Source organism: Pseudomonas sp. SDO52101_S400, assembly GCF_054071635.1.
On record NZ_JBSVWF010000014.1, the window covers coordinates 69808 to 93280 of the forward strand.

The 23473-nt window shown below is 62.7% G+C and carries 26 protein-coding genes; 23 read left to right on the forward strand and 3 right to left on the reverse strand.

Going from position 1 to position 23473, the window contains the following annotated elements:
- Positions 1-246 precede the first annotated feature (246 nt).
- The 21 genes from ACW9HX_RS09500 to ACW9HX_RS09600 are packed head-to-tail and all read left to right on the forward strand — an operon-like array spanning position 247 to position 18682.
- The gene (locus ACW9HX_RS09500; protein ID WP_457380386.1) at positions 247-972 is read left to right on the forward strand and encodes a beta-ketoacyl synthase chain length factor; all 726 of its coding nucleotides are present in this window, start codon (positions 247-249) and stop codon (positions 970-972) included.
- Entirely contained in the window at positions 948-1757 is an 810-nt protein-coding gene (locus tag ACW9HX_RS09505; protein WP_457380387.1) for a lysophospholipid acyltransferase family protein, read from the forward strand. Before ACW9HX_RS09500 ends, ACW9HX_RS09505 begins: the two co-directional genes overlap by 25 nt.
- A complete protein-coding gene (locus ACW9HX_RS09510) occupies positions 1738-1998 on the forward strand; it encodes a phosphopantetheine-binding protein (protein WP_085711082.1) in 261 nt (86 codons plus the stop codon). Before ACW9HX_RS09505 ends, ACW9HX_RS09510 begins: the two co-directional genes overlap by 20 nt.
- A gap of 9 nt (positions 1999-2007) precedes the next feature.
- Entirely contained in the window at positions 2008-2262 is a 255-nt protein-coding gene (locus ACW9HX_RS09515; RefSeq protein ID WP_007909503.1) for an acyl carrier protein, read from the forward strand.
- A complete protein-coding gene (locus tag ACW9HX_RS09520; RefSeq protein ID WP_457380388.1) occupies positions 2259-2804 on the forward strand; it encodes a hypothetical protein in 546 nt (181 codons plus the stop codon). The genes ACW9HX_RS09515 and ACW9HX_RS09520 overlap by 4 nt, the downstream gene beginning before the upstream one ends.
- Positions 2801-4480: an AMP-binding protein gene (locus ACW9HX_RS09525; protein WP_457380389.1), complete on the forward strand. Its 1680-nt coding sequence runs from the start codon at positions 2801-2803 to the stop codon at positions 4478-4480. Before ACW9HX_RS09520 ends, ACW9HX_RS09525 begins: the two co-directional genes overlap by 4 nt.
- Positions 4473-5207, forward strand: a complete 735-nt coding sequence (locus ACW9HX_RS09530) for a glycosyltransferase family 2 protein (RefSeq protein WP_457380390.1) — start codon at positions 4473-4475, stop codon at positions 5205-5207. Before ACW9HX_RS09525 ends, ACW9HX_RS09530 begins: the two co-directional genes overlap by 8 nt.
- Positions 5204-6151, forward strand: a complete 948-nt coding sequence (locus ACW9HX_RS09535) for an LpxL/LpxP family acyltransferase (protein ID WP_457380391.1) — start codon at positions 5204-5206, stop codon at positions 6149-6151. The genes ACW9HX_RS09530 and ACW9HX_RS09535 overlap by 4 nt, the downstream gene beginning before the upstream one ends.
- Positions 6132-7676, forward strand: coding sequence for an HAL/PAL/TAL family ammonia-lyase (locus ACW9HX_RS09540; protein ID WP_457380392.1), 1545 nt, complete (start codon positions 6132-6134; stop codon positions 7674-7676). Before ACW9HX_RS09535 ends, ACW9HX_RS09540 begins: the two co-directional genes overlap by 20 nt.
- Entirely contained in the window at positions 7669-8094 is a 426-nt protein-coding gene (locus ACW9HX_RS09545; protein ID WP_011332100.1) for an acyl-CoA thioesterase, read from the forward strand. The genes ACW9HX_RS09540 and ACW9HX_RS09545 overlap by 8 nt, the downstream gene beginning before the upstream one ends.
- On the forward strand, positions 8091-8693 hold the full coding sequence (locus ACW9HX_RS09550; RefSeq protein ID WP_457380393.1) for an outer membrane lipoprotein carrier protein LolA: 603 nt from the start codon (positions 8091-8093) through the stop codon (positions 8691-8693). Before ACW9HX_RS09545 ends, ACW9HX_RS09550 begins: the two co-directional genes overlap by 4 nt.
- Positions 8677-11016: an MMPL family transporter gene (locus ACW9HX_RS09555; protein WP_457380394.1), complete on the forward strand. Its 2340-nt coding sequence runs from the start codon at positions 8677-8679 to the stop codon at positions 11014-11016. The genes ACW9HX_RS09550 and ACW9HX_RS09555 overlap by 17 nt, the downstream gene beginning before the upstream one ends.
- Positions 11013-12173 (forward strand): sodium:proton antiporter, encoded by a 1161-nt coding sequence (locus ACW9HX_RS09560; protein WP_457380395.1) that lies wholly within the window; start codon positions 11013-11015, stop codon positions 12171-12173. The genes ACW9HX_RS09555 and ACW9HX_RS09560 overlap by 4 nt, the downstream gene beginning before the upstream one ends.
- Positions 12160-13407 carry an NAD(P)/FAD-dependent oxidoreductase gene (locus ACW9HX_RS09565; RefSeq protein ID WP_457380396.1) on the forward strand — a complete coding sequence of 416 codons (1248 nt, stop codon included), beginning with the start codon at positions 12160-12162 and terminating at the stop codon, positions 13405-13407. Before ACW9HX_RS09560 ends, ACW9HX_RS09565 begins: the two co-directional genes overlap by 14 nt.
- Positions 13404-14129 carry a class I SAM-dependent methyltransferase gene (locus ACW9HX_RS09570; protein WP_457380397.1) on the forward strand — a complete coding sequence of 242 codons (726 nt, stop codon included), beginning with the start codon at positions 13404-13406 and terminating at the stop codon, positions 14127-14129. Before ACW9HX_RS09565 ends, ACW9HX_RS09570 begins: the two co-directional genes overlap by 4 nt.
- The gene (locus ACW9HX_RS09575) at positions 14129-14611 is read left to right on the forward strand and encodes a hypothetical protein (RefSeq protein WP_457380398.1); all 483 of its coding nucleotides are present in this window, start codon (positions 14129-14131) and stop codon (positions 14609-14611) included. Before ACW9HX_RS09570 ends, ACW9HX_RS09575 begins: the two co-directional genes overlap by 1 nt.
- On the forward strand, positions 14608-15804 hold the full coding sequence (locus ACW9HX_RS09580) for a beta-ketoacyl-[acyl-carrier-protein] synthase family protein (protein ID WP_457380399.1): 1197 nt from the start codon (positions 14608-14610) through the stop codon (positions 15802-15804). The genes ACW9HX_RS09575 and ACW9HX_RS09580 overlap by 4 nt, the downstream gene beginning before the upstream one ends.
- On the forward strand, positions 15801-16265 hold the full coding sequence (locus tag ACW9HX_RS09585; RefSeq protein ID WP_457380400.1) for a hotdog family protein: 465 nt from the start codon (positions 15801-15803) through the stop codon (positions 16263-16265). The genes ACW9HX_RS09580 and ACW9HX_RS09585 overlap by 4 nt, the downstream gene beginning before the upstream one ends.
- Positions 16258-16986 carry a 3-oxoacyl-ACP reductase FabG gene (gene fabG / locus ACW9HX_RS09590; RefSeq protein ID WP_457380401.1) on the forward strand — a complete coding sequence of 243 codons (729 nt, stop codon included), beginning with the start codon at positions 16258-16260 and terminating at the stop codon, positions 16984-16986. The genes ACW9HX_RS09585 and fabG overlap by 8 nt, the downstream gene beginning before the upstream one ends.
- Entirely contained in the window at positions 16986-18221 is a 1236-nt protein-coding gene (locus ACW9HX_RS09595) for a beta-ketoacyl-ACP synthase (RefSeq protein ID WP_457380402.1), read from the forward strand. Before fabG ends, ACW9HX_RS09595 begins: the two co-directional genes overlap by 1 nt.
- A gap of 20 nt (positions 18222-18241) precedes the next feature.
- Complete coding sequence (locus ACW9HX_RS09600) at positions 18242-18682, forward strand: excinuclease (RefSeq protein ID WP_457380403.1); 441 nt, start codon at positions 18242-18244, stop codon at positions 18680-18682.
- Between the two features lie 209 nt (positions 18683-18891).
- On the opposite strand, the gene ACW9HX_RS09605 is transcribed toward ACW9HX_RS09600, so the two are convergent.
- Complete coding sequence (locus ACW9HX_RS09605) at positions 18892-19275, reverse strand: type II toxin-antitoxin system PemK/MazF family toxin (protein WP_457380415.1); 384 nt, start codon at positions 19273-19275, stop codon at positions 18892-18894.
- Positions 19276-19488: 213 nt separating this feature from the next.
- On the opposite strand from ACW9HX_RS09605, the gene ACW9HX_RS09610 reads away from it, so the two are divergent.
- Positions 19489-19926, forward strand: coding sequence for an excinuclease (locus tag ACW9HX_RS09610; protein ID WP_457380404.1), 438 nt, complete (start codon positions 19489-19491; stop codon positions 19924-19926).
- On the opposite strand, the gene ACW9HX_RS09615 is transcribed toward ACW9HX_RS09610, so the two are convergent.
- Positions 19927-20823 carry a LysR substrate-binding domain-containing protein gene (locus ACW9HX_RS09615; protein ID WP_457380405.1) on the reverse strand — a complete coding sequence of 299 codons (897 nt, stop codon included), beginning with the start codon at positions 20821-20823 and terminating at the stop codon, positions 19927-19929.
- 178 nt (positions 20824-21001) lie between these two features.
- Between ACW9HX_RS09615 and ACW9HX_RS09620 the strand changes: the two genes are divergently transcribed.
- Positions 21002-22216, forward strand: a complete 1215-nt coding sequence (locus ACW9HX_RS09620) for an MFS transporter (protein ID WP_457380416.1) — start codon at positions 21002-21004, stop codon at positions 22214-22216.
- A 71-nt stretch (positions 22217-22287) separates the two neighbouring features.
- Here the strand turns inward: ACW9HX_RS09620 and hemE are convergent, their stop codons facing one another.
- On the reverse strand, positions 22288-23355 hold the full coding sequence (hemE, locus tag ACW9HX_RS09625) for a uroporphyrinogen decarboxylase (protein WP_007952372.1): 1068 nt from the start codon (positions 23353-23355) through the stop codon (positions 22288-22290).
- Between the last annotated feature and the right edge of the window lie 118 nt (positions 23356-23473).

Here is a 23473-nt window from a genome sequence, read left to right on the forward strand (position 1 = left end):
CCATAGACCGCCGATATGCCTGACAGAAAATCCCGTCGCAATCCGGATAATGGCCAAGTGACAGTTTTTGCAATGTACCCTTCGGTCCATTTCAGCGCGCAAAATGTAACCAGCATTTGCTACACACTCGTCGCACCGGGATAATGCGCGCCACCCGGCGCCAAGCGCCACGCCACTTTCGGCAAGGTCAGCTCCGCTGCAGCTTTGGCAGAACCGCGTCAAAAACAGCCCGCAGGGGCGGGATGAATGTCCGTGATCAACTTCAACATCGCCCAATGGCGCGCCTGGGCTCCCGGGCTTGACAGTGTGGACGCCTGGCAAGCCTGGAGCCGACAGCCGGTCGTGCTCCCGAGCAGCGACGCCGCGCCCGATGTGTCATTCCTTCCCGCCATGCAGCGCCGCCGTCTCAGCCGCCTGGCGCGCATGGCCTTCAGTGTCGGCTGGCCACTGGCCGACGGTCGGGAAAACCTGCCGTTGGTCTTCGTGTCTCGCCACGGTGAAACCCCGCGCACGTTCGACATTCTCAGTGACCTGGCCAACGAACAACCGTTGTCACCGACCCAGTTCAGCCTCTCCGTGCACAACGCGATCATCGGCCTGTGGTCGATCATGCGCGGTGAAACCAGCGAAATGACGGCACTTGCCGCCGCAGGCGACGGTCTCGAACACGGCATGCTGGAAGCCGCCGCCCTGCTGGAAGAAGGCGCTCCCGCCGTGTTGCTGGTGATCACCGAAGAACAACCGCCCGAGGCCTATTCGGCGTGGATCGATGATGTGCCGTTCCCGTATGCGGTGGGCTTGCTGCTGACTCCCGGTACCGACTGGCGGCTGACCCTGAACAGTGCCCCTGAAGCACTGTCCAAAGCGCAATGGCCCCACGCGCTGAATCTGCTGCAAACCCTGCTCGGCCAGCAAACCCTTTGCCAACATGCCTGGAAAAATCGTGTATGGACCTGGCAACGCAACCCGTGACCGAAAAGAACCGCGACGCCTACTACTGGCGCCTGCTGGCCACCGCCACCAGCTTCGCCCTGTTCGGGCTGGGCGGGCTGTGCCTGCGTTTGCTGGTGTTTCCGCTGCTGGGCTGCCTGCCGGGTGATGCGAAGACCCATCGGGAGCGGGCGCGGCAGACCGTCAGTCGGCTGTTCTGGTTTTTCGTCCGGTTCATGGCCCGCACCGGCGTGCTGACCTACGACATCCAGGGCGCCGAACGCCTTGGCCGTCCGGGGCAGATGATCATCGCCAACCACCCGTCACTGATCGATGTGGTGTTCCTGATCGGTCTGGTGCGCCACGCCAATTGCGTGGTGAAGAAAAGCCTGTGGGAAAACCCTTTCACCCGCGGCCCGCTGCGCAGCACCGAATACATCAGCAACGACGGCAGCATGGACATGCTCGATGCCGCCGCCGGCGCATTGCAAGATGGCCAGACCCTGATCATTTTCCCCGAAGGCACGCGCACACAACCCGGCCAGGCCCCGGCCTTTCATCGGGGGGCAGCGGCCATCGCGCTGCGCGGTGCGAAAATCCTGACTCCGGTCATCATCAAGGTCAGCCCGACCACCTTGACCAAGGCCGAACCCTGGTATCGCATCCCCAGCCGCCGTGTTCATTTCAGTTTTCGCGTCGGGGCCGATATAGACCCACAGGCGTTCGCCGCGCAGGGGCCAGCACCGCAGGCCTCGCGCAAGCTCAACGACTTTCTGCACCATTTTTTTATCAAGGAGCTCGCCGAAGATGAGCGATCTGCATCGTGAGATAAAACTGCTGATCATCGACGCCCTGGGCCTCGAAGACATCAGCGTCGACGATATTGGCGACGACCAGACGCTGTTTGGCGAAGGCCTGGGCCTGGATTCCGTCGACGCCCTGGAGCTCGGTCTGGCGATCCAGAAAAAGTACGGCATCAAGATCGACGCCGACGCCAAGGACACCCGCAACCATTTCACCAACGTGGCGAGCCTCGCGGCGTTCGTCACGGCAAAACAGGCAGCTTGAGACCGGACCATGCAAACTCGTGACGACATCTTCAACACCCTGCGCGATGCCCTGGTCGAGCTGTTCGAACTGGACCCGGCCCGTGTGAGCCTGGAATCGAACCTGTATCAGGACCTGGAAATCGACAGCATCGACGCCGTCGACCTGATTGACCATATCAAGCGTCAGACCGGCAAGAAAATCGCCGCCGAGGAATTCAAGTCGGTGCGTACCGTCGGCGACGTGGTCGAGGCGGTCTACCGTCTGGTTCAACCGGCCGCATGAGCCGACTGATCGGCCTCGGCCTGCTGCTGGCAGGCCTGTTGTACCCCTTTGCGGTGTATTTCGGCATGGAGCACTTTGCGCCGTGGCAGTTCGGCCTGCTGCTGGGAAGCCTGTGGCTGGCTCGGGCGCTGACCGGCGAGCGCAAGCCCGGCAGCCTGTGGATGGCGTGCGTGGCGATCGTGTTCTGCCTGCTGCTGGCGCTGTTCGACAGCCCGCTGTTACTGCGCTGGTACCCGGTGCTGATCAGCGGCTTCATGTTGATGCTGTTCAGCCTGAGCCTGAAATACGGTCCGCCGATGGTCGAGCGCCTGGCGCGGATTCGCGAGCCGAATCTGCCGCCCGAGGCGATCCGCTACACCCGCCAGGTCACCGTGGCCTGGAGCGTGTTCTTTTTCTGTAATGGCTTGTGCGCGGCCCTGCTGACCCTTTGGGCGCCGCTGCACTGGTGGATGTTGTACACCGGCCTGATCTCCTACGGATTGATCGGCCTGATGTTTGCCATTGAATGGCTGATACGACAACGGGTAAGAGGTCGCCCATGAACTGGATAAAACTTGAGCAACTGTTGCTCAAGGATCTGCCGCAGCGCGCAATCACCGTCGCGCCGGCACTCGATCACGCCCGACTGCGCGAACAGGCTCTGAGCCTGGCCGCCGGCCTGCAAGCCAAAGGCGTGCAGCGAATGGCCGTGCATCTGGAAGATGCCGCGGAACTGGCGATCGCCCTGCTCGGTGCCTGGCGCGCCGGCGTCAGCGTCTTGCTGCCTTCGGACCTGCAAGCGCAAACCCGCCAGCGCTGGTCGCATGAAGTCGACCTGTGGCTGACCGATCACGCGGATGACGCTCACCTGAGCGACTTGCAGCACACCGCGCTGACGGGCGCCGAACTGGATCTCGACCAGTGCCGCCTGAGCCTGTGCACCTCCGGCTCCAGCGGCGAGCCCAAGCGCATCGACAAGTCCCTGCGGCAACTGGCCAACGAAGTCGAAGCCCTCGAGCAATTGTGGGGCGCAGATCTCGGTGAGGCCTGCATCATCGGCAGCGTCGCCACTCAACACATTTATGGTCTGTTGTTCCGTGTGCTGTGGCCGCTGTGTGCCGGACGCCCGTTTCTGCGCAAACAACAGGCCTTTCCCGAAGACATGCAGCGCGCCAGCCGCGAGCACCCGGCCTTCGCCTGGGTCGCCAGCCCCGCGCTGCTCAAGCGTATGGGCGACAACCTCGACTGGCCGGCCCTGAGTGCCGTGCGTCGGGTGTTTTCCTCCGGTGGCGCGCTGCCAGCCGACGCCGCGCAAAGCCTGCAACAACGCTTGCGGCAATGGCCGACGGAAATCCTCGGCAGCTCGGAAACCGGTGGTATCGCCTGGCGTCAAGGCGAGTCGCTGTGGCAGCCGTTCGCCGGTGTCGAGTTGAGCCAGGATGGCGACGGTGCCCTGTTGATCGCTTCGCCGTACTTGCCCGCCGGGCATGTCGAACACACCGCCGATGCCGCGCGCATCGAGACCGATGGTCGCTTCGAACTGCTCGGGCGGCTGGACCGGATCGTCAAACTGGAAGAAAAACGTATCTCCCTGCCGATGCTGGAACAGGCACTCGTAGCCCACGATTGGGTCGCCGAAGCGCGCCTGGGCGTGGTGCAGGAAAACCGTGCGTCTCTCGGTGCCTTGCTGGTACTCAGCGAATCAGGCCTGTTTGCCCTGCGCGAACACGGTCGGCGCAGTCTGACCGAAACCCTGCGCCGCCACCTCGGCGAGCATTGCGAAGCTCTCGCCCTGCCCCGGCGCTGGCGCTTGCTGCGACAACTGCCGCTGAACACTCAGGGCAAGTTGCCGCAGGCCGATGTCGAAGCCTTGTTGCTGGCGCCGCGTCCGAAGGCTCCGGAGGTTCTGGAACAGACCGAAACCGAGGGCGAGTGGAGTCTGCAACTGAGCGTGCCGCCAGACCTCGCCTACTTCCGCGGCCACTTTCCAAAGGCCCCGGTGTTGCCCGGCGTGGTGCAGGTCGAATGGGCGCTGAACCTCGGTCGGCATCTGCTGAACCTGTCCGGCGCATTCGCCGGCATGGAAGTACTGAAATTCCAGCAACTGGTGCGCCCCGGCGATGAAATCCAGCTGCACCTGCGCTTCGACCCTGAACGCGGCAAGCTGTATTTCGCCTACCGCAACGACACCGCCACCTGCTCCAGCGGGCGGATTCTGCTGGGGACTGGCAATGCATAACCCTTGCGCGGTCATCCCGGTCTACAACCACGAAACCGCGATCACCACCGTGGTCGAGGCCCTGCTCGCCCAGGGCTTGCCATGCATTCTGGTGGACGATGCCAGCAGCAAATCCTGTGCAACCGTGCTGGATGTTCTGGCCGAACGCGAGCGGGTGTATCTGGTGCGACTCACCACCAATCAGGGCAAGGGTGGCGCGGTGATGACCGGTCTGCGTGAAGCGGCGCGACTGGGCTTCAGCCACGCCTTGCAGGTCGATGCCGACGGTCAGCACGACTTGCAGGACGTCAGCCGTTTCGTCGAAGAATCCCGCGCCCATCCGCGAGCGCTGATCTGCGGTTATCCGCTGTACGACGCCAGCGTGCCCAAGGGCCGCCTGTACGCCCGTTACCTGACTCACGTGATGGTGTGGATCAACACCCTGTCGCTGCAGATCCGCGATTCGATGTGCGGTTTCCGGGTGTATCCGCTGGAGCCGACACTGGCAGTGATCGACTCGGCGCGGATCGGCAAGCGCATGGATTTCGACTCGGACATCCTCGTGCGCCTGTCCTGGCGCAACCAGCCGATGCGCTGGCTGCAGACCAGCGTGCACTACCCGCTGGACGGCGTATCGCACTTTCGGATGTTCCACGACAACGTGCTGATTTCGAGTATGCACACCCGCCTGTTCTTCGGCATGTTGCTGCGCTCGCCCGCCATCCTCTGGCGACGGTGGCGCGCATGACGGTCGAGACCGACAAGAAGCACTGGGCCGACCGCGAGGAGCGCGGCAGTTTCCTGCTGATGAAATTCACCGCGTTCGCCGCCAGGGTTCTTGGCCGACGCCTGCTGAGTCCGTTGCTGTACGGTATCGTTCTGTACTTCTTCCTGTTCGGCCGCACGGCCCGGCGCAGTGCCTGGCAGTATCAGCAACGCCTCGCCGACTGGAGCGGTCGCCACGAATTACGCCCGAGCCTGTGGCGCGTGTTCGGCCAGTTCATGGCATTCGCCGATTCGCTGCTCGACAAGCTCGACGTGTGGAACCGCAAGCTGCGCATCGAGCAGATCGAAATCATCGACCCCGCGCTGTTGCGCAATCAGTTGCGCGGCAGTCGCGGACAAATGCTGGTGGGCGCGCATCTGGGCAACCTCGAAGTGTGCCGGGCGCTGGCGGAGATCGGCGAAAAGGTCACCATGAACGTACTGGTGCACACCAAGCACGCCGAGCAATTCAACCGACTGCTGGGCGAAGCCGGGGCGACCAATCTGCGGCTGATTCAAGTCAGCGAGCTGGACCCGGTGATCATGCTGCAACTGCACGAGCGCCTGGAGCGCGGCGAATGGCTGGCGATTGCCGGCGACCGAGTGCCCCTGCATGGCGGGCGCAGCGTGACCGTGGACTTTCTTGGCCACCCGGCGCGGTTCCCGCAAGGGCCATGGTTGCTGGCCGGTCTGCTGAAATGCCCGGTCAATCTGCTGATGTGCCTGAAGCAACCCGACGGACACTATCGCCTGACACTCGAGCCGTTCGCCGATGCCGTGACCTGGTCACGCCGCGAACGCGAACAGGTCATTCATCAGTGGGCGACCCGCTACGCCGAGCGCCTGAGTCACTATTGCCTCGAAGCCCCCAAGCAATGGTTCAACTTTTACCCTTTCTGGAAGACCGATGACGACGCCAACCCATGAGCCGGTAACCTTCGGCGAACGCCCTTTGCGCATCGAAGACGTGCTGGCCCTGGCCAACCGTCAGGCGCCCGTGCAGTTGCAGAGCGATGCCGATTACCGTGAACGCATCGCCAAAGGCGCGCGGTTCCTTGATTCGCTGCTGGACAAGGAAGGCGTGATCTACGGCGTGACCACCGGTTACGGCGACTCCTGCGTGGTCGCGGTGCCGCTGCATCACGTCGAAGCGCTGCCGCGTCATCTCTACACCTTCCACGGCTGCGGACTGGGCAAACTGCTCGACGCCCAGGCCACCCGCGCGGTGCTGGCGGCGCGTTTGCAGTCGCTGTGCCACGGCGTGTCCGGGGTGCGCATCGAACTGCTGGAGCGTCTGCATGCCTTCCTCGAACACGACATCCTGCCGCTGATCCCCGAAGAGGGTTCGGTGGGCGCCAGCGGCGACCTGACGCCGCTGTCCTACGTTGCCGCGACCCTGTCCGGCGAGCGTGAAGTGATGTTCCGTGGCGAACGCCGCCAGGCTGGCGATGTACACCGCGAACTGGGCTGGACACCGCTGGTGCTGCGCCCGAAAGAAGCGCTGGCACTGATGAACGGAACCGCCGTGATGACCGGCCTCGCCTGCCTGGCCTACGCCCGCGCCGATTACCTGCTGCAACTGGCCACCCGCATCACCGCGCTGAACGTGGTGGCGCTGCAAGGTAATCCTGAACACTTCGACGAGCGCCTGTTCGCCGCCAAACCGCATCCGGGGCAGATGCAGGTCGCCGCGTGGCTGCGCAAGGATCTGGCGATCGATGCGCCGACCGCGCCGCTGCATCGTCTGCAGGATCGCTACTCGCTGCGCTGCGCACCGCACGTGCTCGGCGTATTGGCCGACAGCCTGAACTGGTTGCGTTCGTTCATCGAGACCGAACTCAACAGCGCCAACGACAACCCGATCATCGACGCCGAAGCCGAGCGCGTGCTGCACGGCGGGCACTTCTACGGCGGGCATATCGCGTTCGCCATGGACAGCCTGAAAAACCTCGTGGCCAACGTCGCCGACCTGCTCGACCGACAACTCGCGCTGTTGGTGGACGAGCGTTACAACCATGGTTTGCCGAGCAACCTGTCCGGCGCCAGTGCGGATCGGGCGATGCTCAACCACGGTTTCAAGGCTGTGCAGATCGGCGCCAGTGCCTGGACTGCCGAAGCGTTGAAAAACACCATGCCGGCCAGCGTCTTTTCGCGCTCAACCGAGTGCCACAACCAGGACAAGGTGAGCATGGGCACCATCGCCGCCCGGGATGCCATTCGTGTGCTGGAGCTGACCGAACAGGTCGCCGCCGCCACGCTGCTCGCGGCCAATCAGGGCGTGTGGCTGCGCAGCCGTGATAAGGACGCGCGACCACTACCGCCGTCGCTGGCCACCATGCACGAACAACTGGCACAAGACTTCCCGCCAGTGATCGAAGACCGTGCCCTGGAAGGCGAACTGCGCCTGTGTCTGCAGCGCATCGCCGAGCAACACTGGAGGCTGCATGCGTAGCGCCGGAGTGCTTCACGCCGATACGGAAATCCTCGTGCCGTTCTTTGACGTCGACACCATGCACGTCGTCTGGCACGGCCATTACGTGAAATACCTGGAAGTGGCGCGATGCGCACTGCTCGACAAGATCGGCCACAACTACAACCAGATGGTCGACTCGGGCTACGCCTGGCCGGTGATCGACCTGCAACTGCGCTACGTGCGTGGCGCGGTGTTCGGCCAGCGGCTGAATGTGCGCGCCAGCCTGGTGGAGTGGGAAAACCGTCTGAAGATTCACTACCTGATCACCGACGCCCAGACCGGCGAGCGCCTGACCCGCGCCAGCTCCGTGCAGGTCGCCGTCGAAGTGAGCAGCCGCGAGATGCAACTGGCTTCGCCAAAAGTCTTCACCGATGCCGTGGAAAGGATGCTGCGATGAATGTGTTTCTGAAATCCCTTGGGGCATTGGCGTTGCTGGGCCTGTCGACACTGGCCAACGCCTTCGACTTGCAACAGTTGAGCGATCAACTGGCGAAACCGGAGGTGATCCACGGCCAGTTCATCCAGGAAAAGCACCTGCGTGCCCTGCCCCAACCGCTGATCAGCAAGGGCAGCTTTGTCCTTGCCAAGAATTACGGTTTGCTCTGGCTGCTGAAAACCCCGCTGCAGCAGGACTACCGCATCAACGCCAAAGGCATTGCCCGTCGTGACGTCAGCGGTTGGCAACTGTTGCCCGGCAAGAGCGCCGGCGCCGAACAGAACCGTTTGTTCCTCGCCGTGCTGCAAGGTGACAGTAGCGGCCTGCAACGGGATTTCGAACTGGCCCTGAGCGGCGACGCGCAGAAATGGCAACTGACGCTCACCCCGCGTTCGGTACTGCTCAAGCAAGTGTTCAACCAGATCAACATCACCGGCGGCACGCTGGTGAATACCATCGAACTGCTGGAAACCCAGGGCGACAGCACCGTTCTGCGCATGCAGGACAGTACCGCCGGCCTACCGTTGAGCGACGCGGAGCAACATGATTTTGCCGAGTGAACGCAAGCTGCCCTGGCTATTTCTGATCCTGCTGCTGGCCGTCGTCGCGCTGGGCGCCTGGCAGTGGCGCGACGGCGCACCGCTGTCGGCCAACCTGATGGAGCTGGTGCCCGGCACCCATCCGGATGCCGTCGAGCAGCGTGCCGAACAACGCATGCAGGAACCGCTCAACCGGGAAATGCTGGTGCTGGTCGGTCACACCGATCGCCAGCAAGCCGTCGCCATGGCCCGGACTTTGGGCGAGCAATGGCAGGCCAGCGGGCTGTTCGAAAAGGTCCAGTGGAACCTGCAGGCCGACCTGCCCGCCCTGCGCACGCAATTGCTGCAAGGGCGACTGGCGATGCTCTCGGCCGATGATCGGCAACTGCTGATCGAACACCCGGACGCCTTAATCCAGCAACGGGTGCAGGCTCTGTTCGACCCGTTCACCGGTTTCAGTCTGGTGCCGAGTCAGGACGACTGGCTGGGCCTGACCGGACGCATCCAGAACAACCAGCCACAGCACGGTGCGGTGCAACTGGACATCGGCAGCGGCACATTGATCGCCGACGCCGACGGCAAAAGCTGGGTGCTGCTGCGCGCGCGCACCACCGGCAACGCCTTCGACATGAACCTGCCGCTGCAAGTCGCCGCGCTGCTGCAACACAGCCGCGAGCAAGCGGCCAAATCCGATGTGCAACTGCTGGCCGCCAGCGGATTGCTCTACGCAGCCAACGGCCAACAGCAGGCCTCTCGGGAAATCACCTGGGTCGGCGGCGGCGCCACCCTCGGCATTCTGTTGCTGCTGTTGCTCGCCTTCCGCCGCTGGCGGGTGTTGCTGGCGTTCATTCCGGTGCTGGTGGGCATGCTGTTCGGCGCAGTGGCTTGTGTGGCGCTGTTCGGGCACCTGCATGTGATGACGCTGGTGCTCGGTTCGAGCCTGATCGGTGTCGCGGTGGACTACCCGCTGCACTACCTGTCCAAGAGCTGGAGCCTCAAACCCTGGCGCAGCTGGCCGGCGCTGCGCCTGACTGTGTCGGGCCTGACCCTGAGCCTGATCACCAGCGCCATCGGTTATCTGGCACTGGCCTGGACGCCGTTCCCGGCCCTGACCCAGATCGCCGTGTTCTCCGCCGCCGGCCTGCTCGGCGCTTACCTCTCAGCGGTGTGCCTGCTGCCGGCGCTGTTGAGCAATGTCGAATTGCGCCCGGCGCAGTGGCCGCTGCGTCTGGCCGAACGCATGGTCAGCCTTCGGGAAACCCTGCTGGAACATGTGCGCATGCCGATTCTGTTTGCCCTGCTGATCGCCTTCTGCGCCGGCGGCCTGGTGCAACTGCAAAGCAAGAACGACATCCGCCAATGGGTCGGCGCACCACAGCACCTGACCGATGAGGCGCAGACCATCGCCCGCATCACCGGTTATCAGCCGACCAGCCAGTTCTTCCTGGTGCGCGCGGAAAACCAGGAGCAACTGCTGGAGCGTCAGGCCGCGCTGAGTGAGCGCCTGGAGCAACTGGTCAACCTCGACAAGTTGCAGGGTTTTCTGGCGCTCAACCAACTGGTCAGCCCGCCGAGCCAGCAACAGCAGGTGCGTGAAGCGCTGAACAAATTGCCGCAATTCTGGCAGCCACTGCTTGAAGTCGGCGTACCGCTCGCGGCCCTGCAAGCCGAACTGGCGCAGTTGCAATCCCTGCCCGCCGAAGACATCGACACCGCGCTCAGCGGCCCGCTCGGCGAGCCCTACCGCACCTTGTGGCTCGGCCCCACCGAAGGCGGCGTGGCGGCAATGGTCAGCCTGCAAGGCCTGAACAACCCGGCGCTGCTGAGGGTGCAGGCACTGGACTTGCCTGGCGTAGAACTGGTGGATCGCCTCGGTGACCTGAACCGGGTGTTTGCCGAAACCCAGATCAGCGCCGCCGAGCTGAAACTCGCCTCCTGTGTGTTGATCGTACTGGTGCTGATCCTGCCGTTCGGTCTCGGTGGCGCGTTGCGCATCGTTTCCCTGCCGCTGCTCGCGGCGCTGTGCAGTCTGGCCAGCCTCGGCTGGCTCGGTCAGCCGCTGACCCTGTTCAGCCTGTTCGGTCTGCTGCTGGTGACGGCAATCAGCGTCGATTACGCGATCCTCATGCGTGAGCAGGTCGGCGGTGCAGCAGTCAGTTTGCTCGGTACTTTGCTGGCGGCGCTGACGACCTGGCTGTCGTTCGGCCTGCTGGCGGTGTCGAGCACGCCGGCGGTGAGCAACTTCGGTCTGTCGGTGAGCCTCGGGTTGGCCTTCAGTTTCATGCTGGCACCGTGGGCCGGGCGTCACGCCCATGCGGCGACAGTCGCGGAGCCGGCAACATGATGATCGCGATTTTCTGGCTGATGGCGCTGGCATTGTTCGCGGTGGCCACCCGTGTCGGTCGGCATTTCGGGCTGATTCCGATCGTCAGCCAGTTGCTGCTGGCCAGCTTCGTCCTGCCGCTGTTGATGTATTTCTGGATCGAACCGGGCTGGCAGCTCAGTGGCGCCGATCTGATTGCGCCGGACTGGCTGAAAAACCTCTACAGCCTGAGCTTCGCGCTGTTGCTCGGGCACATTCTCAGTGACGTGATCGACCTGCGCCTGGACCGCCAGAGCGTGAAAATCGCCTTGCCGAGTTTCGCCGTGCCATTCGCTTGCGGGTTGGCAACGGCTTACTGGCTATTGCCGGCGCAACCCTGGATCAATTCCCTGGCCATCGGTCTGGTGTTCGCCATCACCGCGATCCCGGTGCTGTATCTGTACCTGCGCCACATCGACTACCCGCCCGTCGCCACCCGGCGTCTGGTGCAGACCGCGATCCTGATCGACCTGACCTGCTGGACCCTGTTCGGCCTCGCCCAGGGCAGCCTGCACCTGAGCAGTCTGTTGCTGCCGCTGGGGCTGGCCTGCGTGCCGTTGCTGCTGCGCGTGTTCGGCATCCGCCGGCCGCTGACTTACAGCCTCGGCTTTTTTGCGCTGTTGGTGCTGGCCGAACACTACAAGCTGAATGCGCTGATTTTCGGCATCGGATATTTGCTGTGCATGGCCGTGCTGAAGGTGCCATTGGTGCTGCCGCTGCCGGCACGCTGGATGAACCGTTTGCAGACGTGGATCGCGATTCCGCTGATCCTCACCTTTGGCATCGTGCAGATCGATGTGCACAGCGCCCTCGCCAGCCTCAGCGCTGTGCAATGGGCAGCGCTGCTGCTGTTGCCAATTGCCAGCAAAGTGCTCGGTAACTGGCTGGGCCTCGGCTGGGCCGGCGCATCGTTCGAAGGTGCCAGCCGCTGGCGCGAAAGCGTATTGCTGAACATCCGCGGCTTGAGCGAAATCGTCTTTCTCAATTTGCTGCTGCAACAACAGCTGATCAGCCCGGCGCTCTATTTCGCGCTGATGCTGATGGGTCTGATCGCGACGCTGCTGCCGGCCTTCATTGGCCTGCACCGTGCGTCAATGAACCCTATTGCCGTACCCAGGAGCTCGCGTGCCAATCGTTGAAATGGAATCCCGTCAGGTCGTGATCATCGGCGCCGGCCCCTCCGGCGCCATCGCCGCCGCATTGCTCAAGCGCCAAGGCCACGATGTGCTGGTGATCGAGCGCCAGCATTTCCCGCGGTTTTCCATCGGCGAAAGCCTGCTCAGCCATTGCCTGGATTTCGTTGAAGAAGCCGGCATGCTCGATGCGGTAAACGCCGCCGGATTCCAGCGCAAGACCGGCGCGGCATTCGCCTGGGGCGAGCGCTACAGTGCGTTCGATTTCGGCGATACGTTCACCGGCGGCAAACCAACGACCTTCCAGGTGCAGCGCGCCGACTTCGACAAACTGCTGGCCGATCAAGCCGCGCTGCAAGGCGTCGAAATCCGTTATGGCGACGCCATTGTCAGCGTCGATTTCGACCGTCCGCGTCCACAACTCGATGTGCATCGCGAAGACGGCAGCAAGTACCGCGTCGAGGCCGATTTCGTTCTCGATGCCAGCGGCTATGGCCGCGTGCTGTCACGCTTGCTCGATCTGGAAGCACCGTCGAATTTCCCGGTGCGCCAGGCCGTATTCACCCACGTCGAAGATCACATCGATCACCCGGCCTTCGACCGCGAGAAAATCCTCGTCACCACCCACCCGCAGCACCGCGACATCTGGTTCTGGACGATCCCGTTCAGCAACGGACGCTGCTCGGTGGGCGTGGTCGCTGCCGCTGAGCACTTCAACGGTCGCGATGCCGATCTCGATGCCTGCCTGCGCGGTTTCATTGCTGAAACGCCGAGCCTGGCCAAGGTGTTGAACAACGCCGTGTGGGACACTCCGGCGCGCACCCTCGGCGGTTATGCGGCCAACGTCAAAACCCTGCACGGCCCCGGTTTTGCCCTGTTGGGCAACGCGGCGGAGTTTCTCGATCCGGTGTTTTCTTCCGGCGTGACCATTGCCATGCGCTCGGCGAGCATGGCCGCCGGCGTACTGCATCGGCAGTTGCAGGGCGAAACCGTGGATTGGCAAAGCGAGTTCGCCGAACCGCTCAAGCGCGGCGTCGACACCTTCCGCTGCTACGTCGAAGGCTGGTACGCCGGCACCTTCCAGGACGTGATTTTTCATGAGCAAGGCTCGGCGGAAATCCGTCGCATGATCTGCTCGATCCTCGCCGGTTACGCCTGGGACGAACGCAACCCGTTCGTCAGCGAAGCGCGCCGCCGGCTGAAGATGATCTCCGAACTCTGTGCAAAGGACGCCCCATGAATTACTTGAGCGACAGCTACGTCGAGGAAACCCGTTTCGGCTTCTGGTTCCTGCGCAGCCACACCTGGCAGCACCATGTGCTGCGCGTGGCAATCAATGATTTGCGCGGCTTGTTCAGCGAACCGCTGCCGGCCAACCCGGTGCTGCTGGATGCAGGCTGCGGCCAGGGCAAATCCTTCGGCCACCTGCGCCAGACCTTCGCGCCACAGCGTTTGATCGGCGTCGATGCCGATCCGCACAGCCTGGAACTGAGCGCCGCCGAAGCAGCGCGCCAGGGCTTCGCCGTCGAGCTGATCGGCAGCGACTGCGCGACATTGAATGTGCCGGATGCAAGCGTCGATCTGCTGTTCTGTCACCAGACCTTCCATCATCTGGTGGAGCAGGAAAAGGCCCTGGCCGAGTTCTACCGGGTGCTCAAGCCGGGCGGTTATCTGCTGTTCGCCGAGTCCACCGAGGCTTACATTGATACGTGGGTCATCCGTTGGCTGTTCCGCCATCCGATGCATGTGCAAAAGAGTGCGGCGCAGTATCTGGAGATGATTCGCCAGCAGGGATTCGAGTTCGGTGAGCGGAATGTTTCCTACCCGTACCTGTGGTGGAGCCGGTCGAAGGATTTCGGTTTGCTTGAACGTTTTGGTCTGCGCCAGCCCAAGCCGTTTGGCCAGCGGGAAGAAACCCTGGTCAACGTCGTGGCGCGCAAACCGCTGGATGAGGCCGTCTGATGTTGCGTGTTCTGCTGCTCGCCTGCGCCCTGCTGCTGACCGCTTGCGCCAGCCAGGCGCCGCTGCCTGTGGATAACCCTACGCTGCCCTTGCCGCTGCAATTGCACATCGAGCGCCAGCAAGCCGAACAACGCCAGGACTGGCTGCTGGTGATCCAGCACGAAGGCCAAGGCATTCGCTGGTCGATGATGGATCCGCTGGGCATTCCCCAGGCCCGTCAGCAACTGATCGACGGACACTGGCAGGCCGACGGTCTGCTGCCACCGAATCCGGAAGCCCGGGAGTTGTTCGCCGCGCTGTTGTTCGCCCTTACACCTTCAGACGAACTGTCGCGCAATTACCCCACTGCGCAGCAACACGATGGGCAACGCTCCTTGCCGCAACGCTGGGACATCCGTTATGCACAACCGTTGAGCTTCGAATTGAATCTGCCCCAAGGCCCGCACTATCGCGTGTCTCCCTTAGGTGAATCGACGCCATGACCGCCTACCTCAACGCCCTCGGCGTGATCTGCGCCCTGGGCCGTGAAAAGCAGGAACTCGCACGTAACCTGTTCGCCGGCGATTGCTCGGGCATGCGCCACGAGTCTGGCTGGGTGCCGGATCGCGAGTTGCCAGTGGCTGCGGTGCAGGGTGAACTGGCGCCTGTTCCGCCGCAGATGGCGGCGCACAAGAGCCGCAACAATCAGTTGCTGCTGGAAGCCGCGTTGCAGATTCGCAACGATATCGACGCCGCCATCCAGGCCTACGGCCCGGACCGCATCGGCGTGGTGCTCGGCACCAGCACCTCGGGTATCGACGAGGCCAGCCAAGGTCTGGCGCACTACATTCGCAACCAGCAATTCCCGACCGATTACGACTATCGGCAACAGGAACTCGGCGCCCCGGCGACCTTCCTCGCCGACTGGCTGCAACTGAGCGGTCCGAGCTACGTGATTTCCACCGCCTGCACCTCCAGCGCCAGGGCCTTGATGAGCGCCCGACGCCTGCTGGACTTGGGGCTGTGCGACGCGGTGCTGTGCGGCGGTGTCGACAGCCTTTGCAAGCTGACCCTCAACGGATTCTCGTCGCTGGAAGCGGTGTCCGACGAGCGCTGCAACCCGTTTTCGGCCAACCGCAACGGCATCAACATCGGCGAGGCAGCCGTACTGTTCGTGATGAGCAAACAGCGCGGTAACGGCCCGGCCATCGCTCTGCTCGGTGCGGGCGCCAGCTCCGATGCGCACCACATTTCCGCGCCGGAGCCGTCTGGCCGTGGCGCGTTGCAAGCCATGCAACAGGCGCTGGACCGTGCGCAGCTGCAAGCCACGCAAATCAATTACCTGAACCTGCACGGCACCGCCACCCAACACAACGACGCCATGGAAAGCCTGGCCGTTGCCACCCTGTTTCCGCAGGGCGTGGCCTGTTCCTCGACCAAACCGATGACCGGCCACACCCTCGGCGCCGCCGGCGCGCTGGAGGCTGCGTTCTGCTGGTTGAGCCTGAGCGCCGACAACCCCGACCATGCCTTGCCGCCGCACGTCTGGGACGGCCAGGCCGATCCCGATCTGCCAGCGCTGAAGTGGGTGACCGCGAGCGAGCGCCTGGCGTCCATTGCACCTCGCTACCTGATGAGCAACTCGTTTGCCTTCGGTGGCAATAACGTCAGCCTGATTATCGGAGACGCCCCATGAATGACTGGCCGCTCGCCGAATTGCTGCCCCACGCTGGCGACATGATTCTGATCGACCGGATCCTCAGCTTCGACGACGAGCAGATCCACACCTCCCTCACGGTCAGGCCCGACGGGTTGTTCAACCTGCCCGACGGCAGCCTGCCGGCGTGGGTCGGCCTCGAGTTGATGGCGCAGAGCGTTGCCGCATTCGCCGGCTGCCATGCACGGCAGAAAGGCAACGCAGTGGAGCTGGGCTTTCTGCTCGGCACCCGCAAGTTCGAGTGCAATGTCGAGGCGTTCCCGGTCGGCAGCGAGCTGACCATCCACGGCATTCGCTCGCTGGAAGACGACAACGGCATGGGCGTGTTCGAATGCCACATCAATGCGCCCGGCATCGAAGCCAGCGCCCGGCTGAACGTGTTCCGCCCGCCGCACGCGGCGCAATATCTTGAACAATTGAAGGAGTCGAACGATGACTGAATTCGTACTGGTCACCGGCTCCAGTCGCGGTATCGGCCGCGCGATTGCCCTGCGTCTGGCCCAGGCTGGCCACGATATCGTCCTGCATTGCCGCAGTGGCGTGGCCGAGGCGCAAGCAGTGAAATCCGAAGTCGAAGCACTCGGGCGCAAAGTGCGGATTCTGCAATTCGACGTCGCCGACCGCGAAACCTGCAAAGCCATCCTCGAAGCCGATGTCGAAGCCCACGGCGCCTATTACGGCGTGGTACTCAATGCCGGACTGACCCGCGACGGCGCTTTTCCGGCCCTGAGCGATGACGACTGGGACGTGGTACTGCGCACCAACCTCGACGGTTTCTACAACGTCCTGCACCCGGTGATGATGCCGATGATCCGCCGCCGCGCCGCTGGTCGCATCGTTTGTATCACCTCGGTCTCGGGGCTGATCGGCAACCGTGGCCAGGTCAACTACAGCGCTTCCAAGGCCGGCGTGATAGGTGCCGCAAAGGCGTTGGCGATCGAACTGGCCAAGCGCAAAATCACGGTGAACTGTGTCGCGCCGGGCCTGATCGATACGGCCATGCTCGATGAAAACGTGCCGGTGGAAGAACTGATGAAAATGATCCCCGCGCAGCGCATGGGCACGCCGGAAGAAGTAGCCGGAGCCGTGAATTTCCTGATGTCGGCGGAAGCGTCGTACATCACCCGCCAGGTGCTGGCAGTCAACGGAGGCTTGTGCTGATGAAGCGCGTTGTCGTCACCGGCATGGCCGGCATCACCTCGCTGGGCAGCGACTGGGACACCATCGCCGGCAACTTTGCGGCCAACCGCAGCGGTATCCGCCGGATGGACGAGTGGGATCGTTTCAGCGAGCTGAACACTCGACTGGCCGGGCCGATCGATGATTTTCTGGTGCCGGCACACTGGACCCGCAAACAACTGCGCAGCATGGGCCGGGTCTCGCGGCTCGCGGTCGGCGCAGCGGAAAAAGCGCTGGCCGATGCCGGGCTGCTCGGCGACGAATCGATCAAGGACGGGCGCATGGGCGTGGCCTGCGGTTCGTCCACCGGCAGCACCGACGAGATCAAGGCGTTCGGCAACATGCTGCTGAACTCGGTGGCGGAAGGCCTGAACGCCAACTCCTATGTGCGGATGATGCCGCACACCACGGCGGCGAATATCAGCATCTTCTTCGGCCTCACCGGTCGTCTGATCCCGACGTCCAGCGCCTGCACCAGCGGCAGCCAGGGCGTCGGTTACGCCTACGAGGCGATCAAGTTCGGCCGTCTGCCGCTGATGCTCGCCGGCGGCGCGGAAGAACTGTGCCCGACCGAAGCCATGGTGTTCGACGCGCTGTATGCCACCAGCCTGAAAAACGATGCGCCGCAAACCTCGCCACGCCCATACGACAAGGGCCGCGACGGTCTGGTGATCGGCGAAGGCGGTGGCATGCTGGTGCTTGAAGAACTGGAACACGCCCTCGCTCGCGGTGCGCATATTCATGCCGAAATCGTCGGCTTCGGCAGCAACGCCGACGGCCAGCACACCACCCGCCCGGAACAGGTCACCATGCGCCGTGCGATGGAGCTGGCACTGGAAGACGCCGGCCTGACGCCTGACGCCATCGGTTACGTGAACGGTCACGGCACGGCAACCGAGCAGGGCGATATCGCCGAAACCCTGGCCACCAGCAGCCTGTTCGGCGAGCGCATGCCGATCAGCTCGCAGAAGAGCTTCCTCGGCCATACCCTGGGCGCCTGCGGTGCGCTGGAGTCCTGGTTCAGCATCGAAATGCTCAACCGCGACCTGTACGTGCACACCCTCAACCTCGACGAAGTCGACCCGCACTGCGGCAAGCTCGATTATCTGCGCGGCGAATTCCGCCAGATGCACCACGAGTACGTGATGAACAACAACTTTGCGTTTGGCGGGGTCAATACCTCGCTGATTTTCCGCCGCTGGACACAACCGAATTAATCCAGGTCAAGGAGACCTCCATGCGTTTGAACAAACTCGCTGCCGCCCTGCTCATCTGCTCGCTGCCAGCCGTCAGCCAGGCCCGTGACACAGCGGTCTATCTGCCATTCGACAAAGCGGTCGCTGAGGCAACCCGCACCGGCAAGATCGACGGCAGCGTGAAGTTCTATCTGGCAGGTAATGCCCCGGCCGGCAAAGTCACCGTAATCAGCCCCGGCGCGGTGACCAACAAGAAGACCAACGCCTTCAACAAGTCCGATGAAGTGGCCTGCGAATGGGTCGTGCAATCGGCCATCATCAGCCTTCACCAGGCGGCGAAAAACGCCGGCGCCAATGCCGTGACCAACATCGTCAGCTTCTACAAGAGCAACGAGCGCAAGGATGCGAAGAACTACGAATGCCACGCGGGCGCGATCATGGCCGGCGTAGCGTTGAAGGGTGATCTGGCGACGGTTCAGTAACTGCCGGAAACGACAAAGGGCGCCTTTCGGCGCCCTTTCACAAACAGGTTGGCTTGTCATCGCCTCTCACCTGTCTGGCTCTGCGATGGCTGGTTGCCCAGGATCCTCAGAGTCTCACAAGCCCCTTTCGGGAACGCCGGCAGTATTGCCTGAAACTGACTGTCGAGCAACGGCTGGCATTTGGCTTCGATGCGCCACTTCCGTTGCCATCACAGCCCCAACGCCCGTCTGACTGCGGTTTTGATAGCGTGAAATTCGTCTGTTGCAAGATGTGAGATCAGGTAGATGCGCTTGCCTTGCCGATCCCGACTTTTGATCCGATCAAGCCGTGAAAGGCTGACCGTGGCAACCATGTCGCACTTTGCCCAACAGGTCGGGCTGCCTCCCTGAAGGTGACTTGCAAGTTCAAGATGGTGCCCGAGCAAATAATCAGGGGCGGTGGTACTCAAAGGCACTACTGTTACCAACAGGCTGTTGGTTCGATGTTTACGTATCACAACAACAGGTCTGACTTTGACCATCTCGGGGATTTCATAACCCCTGAAATCGCAAATCAAAACACTGCCCTCCTTAGGCTGATATCGAAGTGACATCCGTGACACTCGTTTGAAAAAGAACTGATTTTGCGCAACAACGGCCATATTCCCTACGACAGTTCCGTTACTCGAAATGTACGTAGCCAAGCCAACCGAATCCATGCATCACAACTACACTCGCTCAAACAGGCCGACACATAGCGCCTGCCGGAACGGCGAGCCCGGTCGGTCGAGCACTCGCGGTTCTCTTTCATCGTCAAGGAGATGACCATGCAAGCGAAAGCCCTGATCGCCGCCGCCCTTTTCAGCCTGCTGCCCAGCGCCAGCCATGCTACCAACCTGATGTACATGCCGTTCGAAACCGTGCTGTCGGATGCGATTCGTGCCGGGCGGCTGGATGGCAGTGTGAAGTTCTACCTGATCGGCAATGGACCACTGGGGACTCAGCGGATGTTGCAGCGCGGGGTGGTCAGCGATCTGAAGACCAACGGCTTCAACAAGAGCGATCACGACTCCTGCGAGTGGGTGTTGCAGTCGAATCTGATCGCGCTGCAGGCCGAGGCCAAACGTGTCGGGGCCAATGCGGTGACCAATATCGTCAGCTACTACGACCAGCATGTGCGCAAGGATCTGAACACTTACGAATGTCGGGCCGGGGTGTTTGTGACGCGGGTGGCGTTGAAGGGTGATCTGGTACGACTGCCCTGATCAACCGGCTTCGACCTTGCGCGTCAACAGCTCGACAAACGCCTTGGCCATCGGCGACTTCTGATCCTTGCGCTGCACCAGCCACACCGCCGTCACGGCCTCGGGATCGAGCAACGGTCGATAGACCACGCCGTCGATGCGCATTCGCTGATACGAGGCCGGCATGACCGATACGCCCAGTCCCGCTGCCACCAGACCGATGATGGTCATCGCCTCCCCCGCCTCTTGGGCGAAGTGCGGGCTGAACCCGGCGTCACGGGCCAGGTCGATCAGTTGCGAGTAAAGACCGCTGCCGTAGCTGCGCGGGAAGAACACGAACGGTTCGAGGGCCAGCGCCGAGAGGAACAGGCCTTCCTCGCTGCCCTGGGCCAGCGGATGCTTGGAACTGAGCACTGCCACCAAGGGCTCGCGCATCAGTTCAACCACACTGAGCGAATCCGGCAGGCCCAGCGGGCGCATGATGCCGACCTCGATCGTCTCGTCCACCAACCCGTCAGCCACCATGGTGCTGCTCATCTCGCGCAGATTCAGGTGCACGGCCGGAAAGCGCTGGCGGAAGGAAAAGATCGCCTGGGGGATGGTCGAGTTGAACGGCGCCGACGAGGTGAAGCCGATTTTCAGTTCACCCAGTTCGCCGAGTTGCGCGCGCCGTGCCACGTCCGCCGCTTTATCGACCTGAGCCAGTACCAGCCGCGCCTCTTCCAGAAACAGCCGACCGGCCTCGCTGAGCTCGACCCGACGATTGGTACGCTCGAACAGCCGTGCGCCGACTTCCTGTTCCAGCGCCTGAATCTGCTGGCTCAGCGGTGGCTGGGAGATACCCAATACCTGTGCGGCGCGACCGAAGTGCAGTTCTTCGGCGACAGCGATGAAGTAGCGCAAGTGACGCAATTCCATGGAAACCCCATTAGGTCGTGAAAGCTATCAAACAGGTCGAACAATATATTGGATAGAAACATTAGCCAGCTATATGATTTTTTCATTGCCTGCCTGCCCGCGCCCTCCGAGGTCTGATGTGAAAACCGCCGTCGCTCCACTGGCCCATGAAGTCCCGCCCGCTGCGGCGGACGATGTGATGACCGAACTGCAAGAGATCTACATCGAGAAAGGCACCCCAGCGTTCATGCGAACCGTGTTGGCGCTGTTCAGCGGCGGGTTCGCGACTTTCGCACTGCTGTACTGCGTGCAGCCGATGATGCCGTTGCTGTCCCAGGAGTACTCGATCAACGCGGCACAGAGCAGCCTGATCCTGTCGGTGGCCACTGGCATGCTGGCCTTCGGTCTGCTGATCACCGGCCCGATTTCCGATCGGGTAGGACGCAAACCAGTGATGGTCGCCGCGCTGTTTGCCGCAGCCCTGTGCACCATCGCCAGTTCGATGATGCCGAGCTGGCACGGCGTGCTGATCATGCGTGCGCTGATCGGGCTGTCGTTGAGCGGCCTGGCGGCGGTGGCGATGACGTACCTGAGCGAAGAAATCCATCCACAACACATCGGCCTGGCGATGGGTCTGTACATCGGCGGCAATGCGATTGGCGGGATGAGCGGTCGGTTGATTACCGGCGTGCTGATCGACTTCGTCAGCTGGCACACGGCGATGCTGGTGATCGGCGGTCTGGCGCTGATCGCGGCAGCGGTGTTCTGGAAGATCTTGCCGGAGTCGCGCAACTTCCGCTCCCGCTCGCTGCATCCGCGCAGCCTGCTCGACGGCTTCACCATGCACTTTCGCGATGCCGGCCTGCCGCTGCTGTTCCTTGAGGCGTTCGTGCTGATGGGCGCGTTCGTCACGTTGTTCAACTACATCGGCTACCGCCTGCTGGCCGGGCCGTATCACCTGGATCAGGTGTTTGTCGGGCTGTTGTCGGTGGTCTACCTGTCGGGCATCTACAGCTCGGCGAAAATCGGTTCACTGGCCGACAAACTGGGTCGCCGCAAAGTGTTGTGGGCGACCATCGCCCTGATGTTCGCCGGCCTCGCCCTGACGATGTTCACACCGCTGCCGCTGGTGATCATCGGCATGCTGATCTTCACCTTCGGCTTCTTCGCCGCACACTCGGTGGCCAGCAGTTGGATCGGCCGTCGGGCGCTCAAGGCCAAGGGTCAGGCGTCGTCGCTGTACCTATTCAGTTATTACGCCGGTTCGAGCATTGCCGGGACGGCGGGCGGGGTGTTCTGGCATATGGCCGGGTGGAACGGGATCGGTCTGTTTATCGGTGCACTGTTGCTGGTGGCGCTGTTGGTGGCGTTGAAGCTGGCGAAGTTGCCGCCACTGGGTGGCGTCAAAGCCTGATTTTCTCCCACAAAAAAACGCCCGGCTTAAGCCGGGCGTTTTTGTTTTCTACCATTAGAGCTAAGCGCCGATCACTCGTGATACTGCGCCGACAGCTCATGCACCGCACGCAGGAACGCGCCCGCGTGTTCCGGATCGACTTCCGGCGTGATGCCGTGGCCGAGGTTGAACACGTGGCCGCTGCCTTTACCGTAGCTGGCCAGAATGCGCCCGACTTCGGTGCGGATCGCTTCAGGCTTGGCGTAGAGCACGGTCGGGTCCATGTTGCCTTGCAGCGCCACCTTGTCACCGACGCGGGCGCGGGCGTTGCCGATGTCGCAGGTCCAGTCCAGGCCCAGCGCGTCGGCGCCAGCGTCGGCGATGCTTTCCAGCCACAGGCCGCCGTTCTTGGTGAAGAGGATCACCGGCACCTTGCGACCGTCGTGCTCGCGGATCAGGCCGCTGACGATTTTCTTCATGTAGGCCAGGGAGAATTCCTGATACGCCGCCGCCGACAGGTTGCCGCCCCAGGTATCGAAGATCTGCACTGCTTGGGCACCGGCCTGGATCTGACCGTTCAGGTACGAGGTCACCGACTGCGCCAGCTTGTCCAGCAGCAGGTGCATGGCTTGCGGGTTGTCGTAGAGCATCGCCTTGGTCTTGCGGAAGTCTTTCGACGAGCCGCCTTCGACCATGTAGGTGGCGAGAGTCCACGGGCTGCCGGAGAAACCGATCAGCGGCACACGGCCGTTCAGTTCGCGGCGGATGGTGCTGACCGCGTCCATCACGTAGCCGAGGTCTTTATGCGGATCCGGGATCGGCAGGGCTTCGATGTCGGCCAGGGTACTGACGACTTTCTTGAAGCGCGGACCTTCACCGGTCTCGAAGTACAGGCCCTGGCCCATGGCATCGGGAATGGTGAGGATGTCGGAGAACAGGATCGCCGCGTCCAGTTGCGGATAGCGGTCCAGCGGTTGCAGCGTGACTTCGCAGGCGAATTCCGGATTCATGCACAGGCTCATGAAATCACCGGCCTGGGCGCGGCTGGCGCGGTATTCCGGCAGGTAGCGGCCGGCCTGGCGCATCATCCACACTGGGGTGACGTCTACGGGTTGCTTGAGCAGGGCGCGGAGGAAACGGTCGTTCTTCAGGGCAGTCATGTCGGCATCCGGAAAAAAAGTGCGGGCATTTTCTCAGAGCGCGACGCAAAAGGCACGGTTGCAGGTCAGCCTTTTGTCTATCGGGTCAATTTGTCGCGATGAATTGCAGACTTTGCAG

Bases quoted from the DNA above. Each gene is read 5' to 3' on its own strand.
- ACW9HX_RS09500 (WP_457380386.1), top strand. From the start codon at position 247: ATGTCCGTGATCAACTTCAACATCGCCCAATGGCGCGCCTGGGCTCCC.
- ACW9HX_RS09505 (WP_457380387.1), top strand. From the start codon at position 948: ATGGACCTGGCAACGCAACCCGTGACCGAAAAGAACCGCGACGCCTAC.
- ACW9HX_RS09510 (WP_085711082.1), top strand. From the start codon at position 1,738: ATGAGCGATCTGCATCGTGAGATAAAACTGCTGATCATCGACGCCCTG.
- ACW9HX_RS09515 (WP_007909503.1), top strand. From the start codon at position 2,008: ATGCAAACTCGTGACGACATCTTCAACACCCTGCGCGATGCCCTGGTC.
- ACW9HX_RS09520 (WP_457380388.1), top strand. From the start codon at position 2,259: ATGAGCCGACTGATCGGCCTCGGCCTGCTGCTGGCAGGCCTGTTGTAC.
- ACW9HX_RS09525 (WP_457380389.1), top strand. From the start codon at position 2,801: ATGAACTGGATAAAACTTGAGCAACTGTTGCTCAAGGATCTGCCGCAG.
- ACW9HX_RS09530 (WP_457380390.1), top strand. From the start codon at position 4,473: ATGCATAACCCTTGCGCGGTCATCCCGGTCTACAACCACGAAACCGCG.
- ACW9HX_RS09535 (WP_457380391.1), top strand. From the start codon at position 5,204: ATGACGGTCGAGACCGACAAGAAGCACTGGGCCGACCGCGAGGAGCGC.
- ACW9HX_RS09540 (WP_457380392.1), top strand. From the start codon at position 6,132: ATGACGACGCCAACCCATGAGCCGGTAACCTTCGGCGAACGCCCTTTG.
- ACW9HX_RS09545 (WP_011332100.1), top strand. From the start codon at position 7,669: ATGCGTAGCGCCGGAGTGCTTCACGCCGATACGGAAATCCTCGTGCCG.
- ACW9HX_RS09550 (WP_457380393.1), top strand. From the start codon at position 8,091: ATGAATGTGTTTCTGAAATCCCTTGGGGCATTGGCGTTGCTGGGCCTG.
- ACW9HX_RS09555 (WP_457380394.1), top strand. From the start codon at position 8,677: ATGATTTTGCCGAGTGAACGCAAGCTGCCCTGGCTATTTCTGATCCTG.
- ACW9HX_RS09560 (WP_457380395.1), top strand. From the start codon at position 11,013: ATGATGATCGCGATTTTCTGGCTGATGGCGCTGGCATTGTTCGCGGTG.
- ACW9HX_RS09570 (WP_457380397.1), top strand. From the start codon at position 13,404: ATGAATTACTTGAGCGACAGCTACGTCGAGGAAACCCGTTTCGGCTTC.
- ACW9HX_RS09575 (WP_457380398.1), top strand. From the start codon at position 14,129: ATGTTGCGTGTTCTGCTGCTCGCCTGCGCCCTGCTGCTGACCGCTTGC.
- ACW9HX_RS09580 (WP_457380399.1), top strand. From the start codon at position 14,608: ATGACCGCCTACCTCAACGCCCTCGGCGTGATCTGCGCCCTGGGCCGT.
- ACW9HX_RS09585 (WP_457380400.1), top strand. From the start codon at position 15,801: ATGAATGACTGGCCGCTCGCCGAATTGCTGCCCCACGCTGGCGACATG.
- fabG (WP_457380401.1), top strand. From the start codon at position 16,258: ATGACTGAATTCGTACTGGTCACCGGCTCCAGTCGCGGTATCGGCCGC.
- ACW9HX_RS09595 (WP_457380402.1), top strand. From the start codon at position 16,986: ATGAAGCGCGTTGTCGTCACCGGCATGGCCGGCATCACCTCGCTGGGC.
- ACW9HX_RS09600 (WP_457380403.1), top strand. From the start codon at position 18,242: ATGCGTTTGAACAAACTCGCTGCCGCCCTGCTCATCTGCTCGCTGCCA.
- ACW9HX_RS09605 (WP_457380415.1), bottom strand. From the start codon at position 19,275: ATGTCACTTCGATATCAGCCTAAGGAGGGCAGTGTTTTGATTTGCGAT.
- ACW9HX_RS09610 (WP_457380404.1), top strand. From the start codon at position 19,489: ATGCAAGCGAAAGCCCTGATCGCCGCCGCCCTTTTCAGCCTGCTGCCC.
- ACW9HX_RS09615 (WP_457380405.1), bottom strand. From the start codon at position 20,823: ATGGAATTGCGTCACTTGCGCTACTTCATCGCTGTCGCCGAAGAACTG.
- ACW9HX_RS09620 (WP_457380416.1), top strand. From the start codon at position 21,002: ATGACCGAACTGCAAGAGATCTACATCGAGAAAGGCACCCCAGCGTTC.
- hemE (WP_007952372.1), bottom strand. From the start codon at position 23,355: ATGACTGCCCTGAAGAACGACCGTTTCCTCCGCGCCCTGCTCAAGCAA.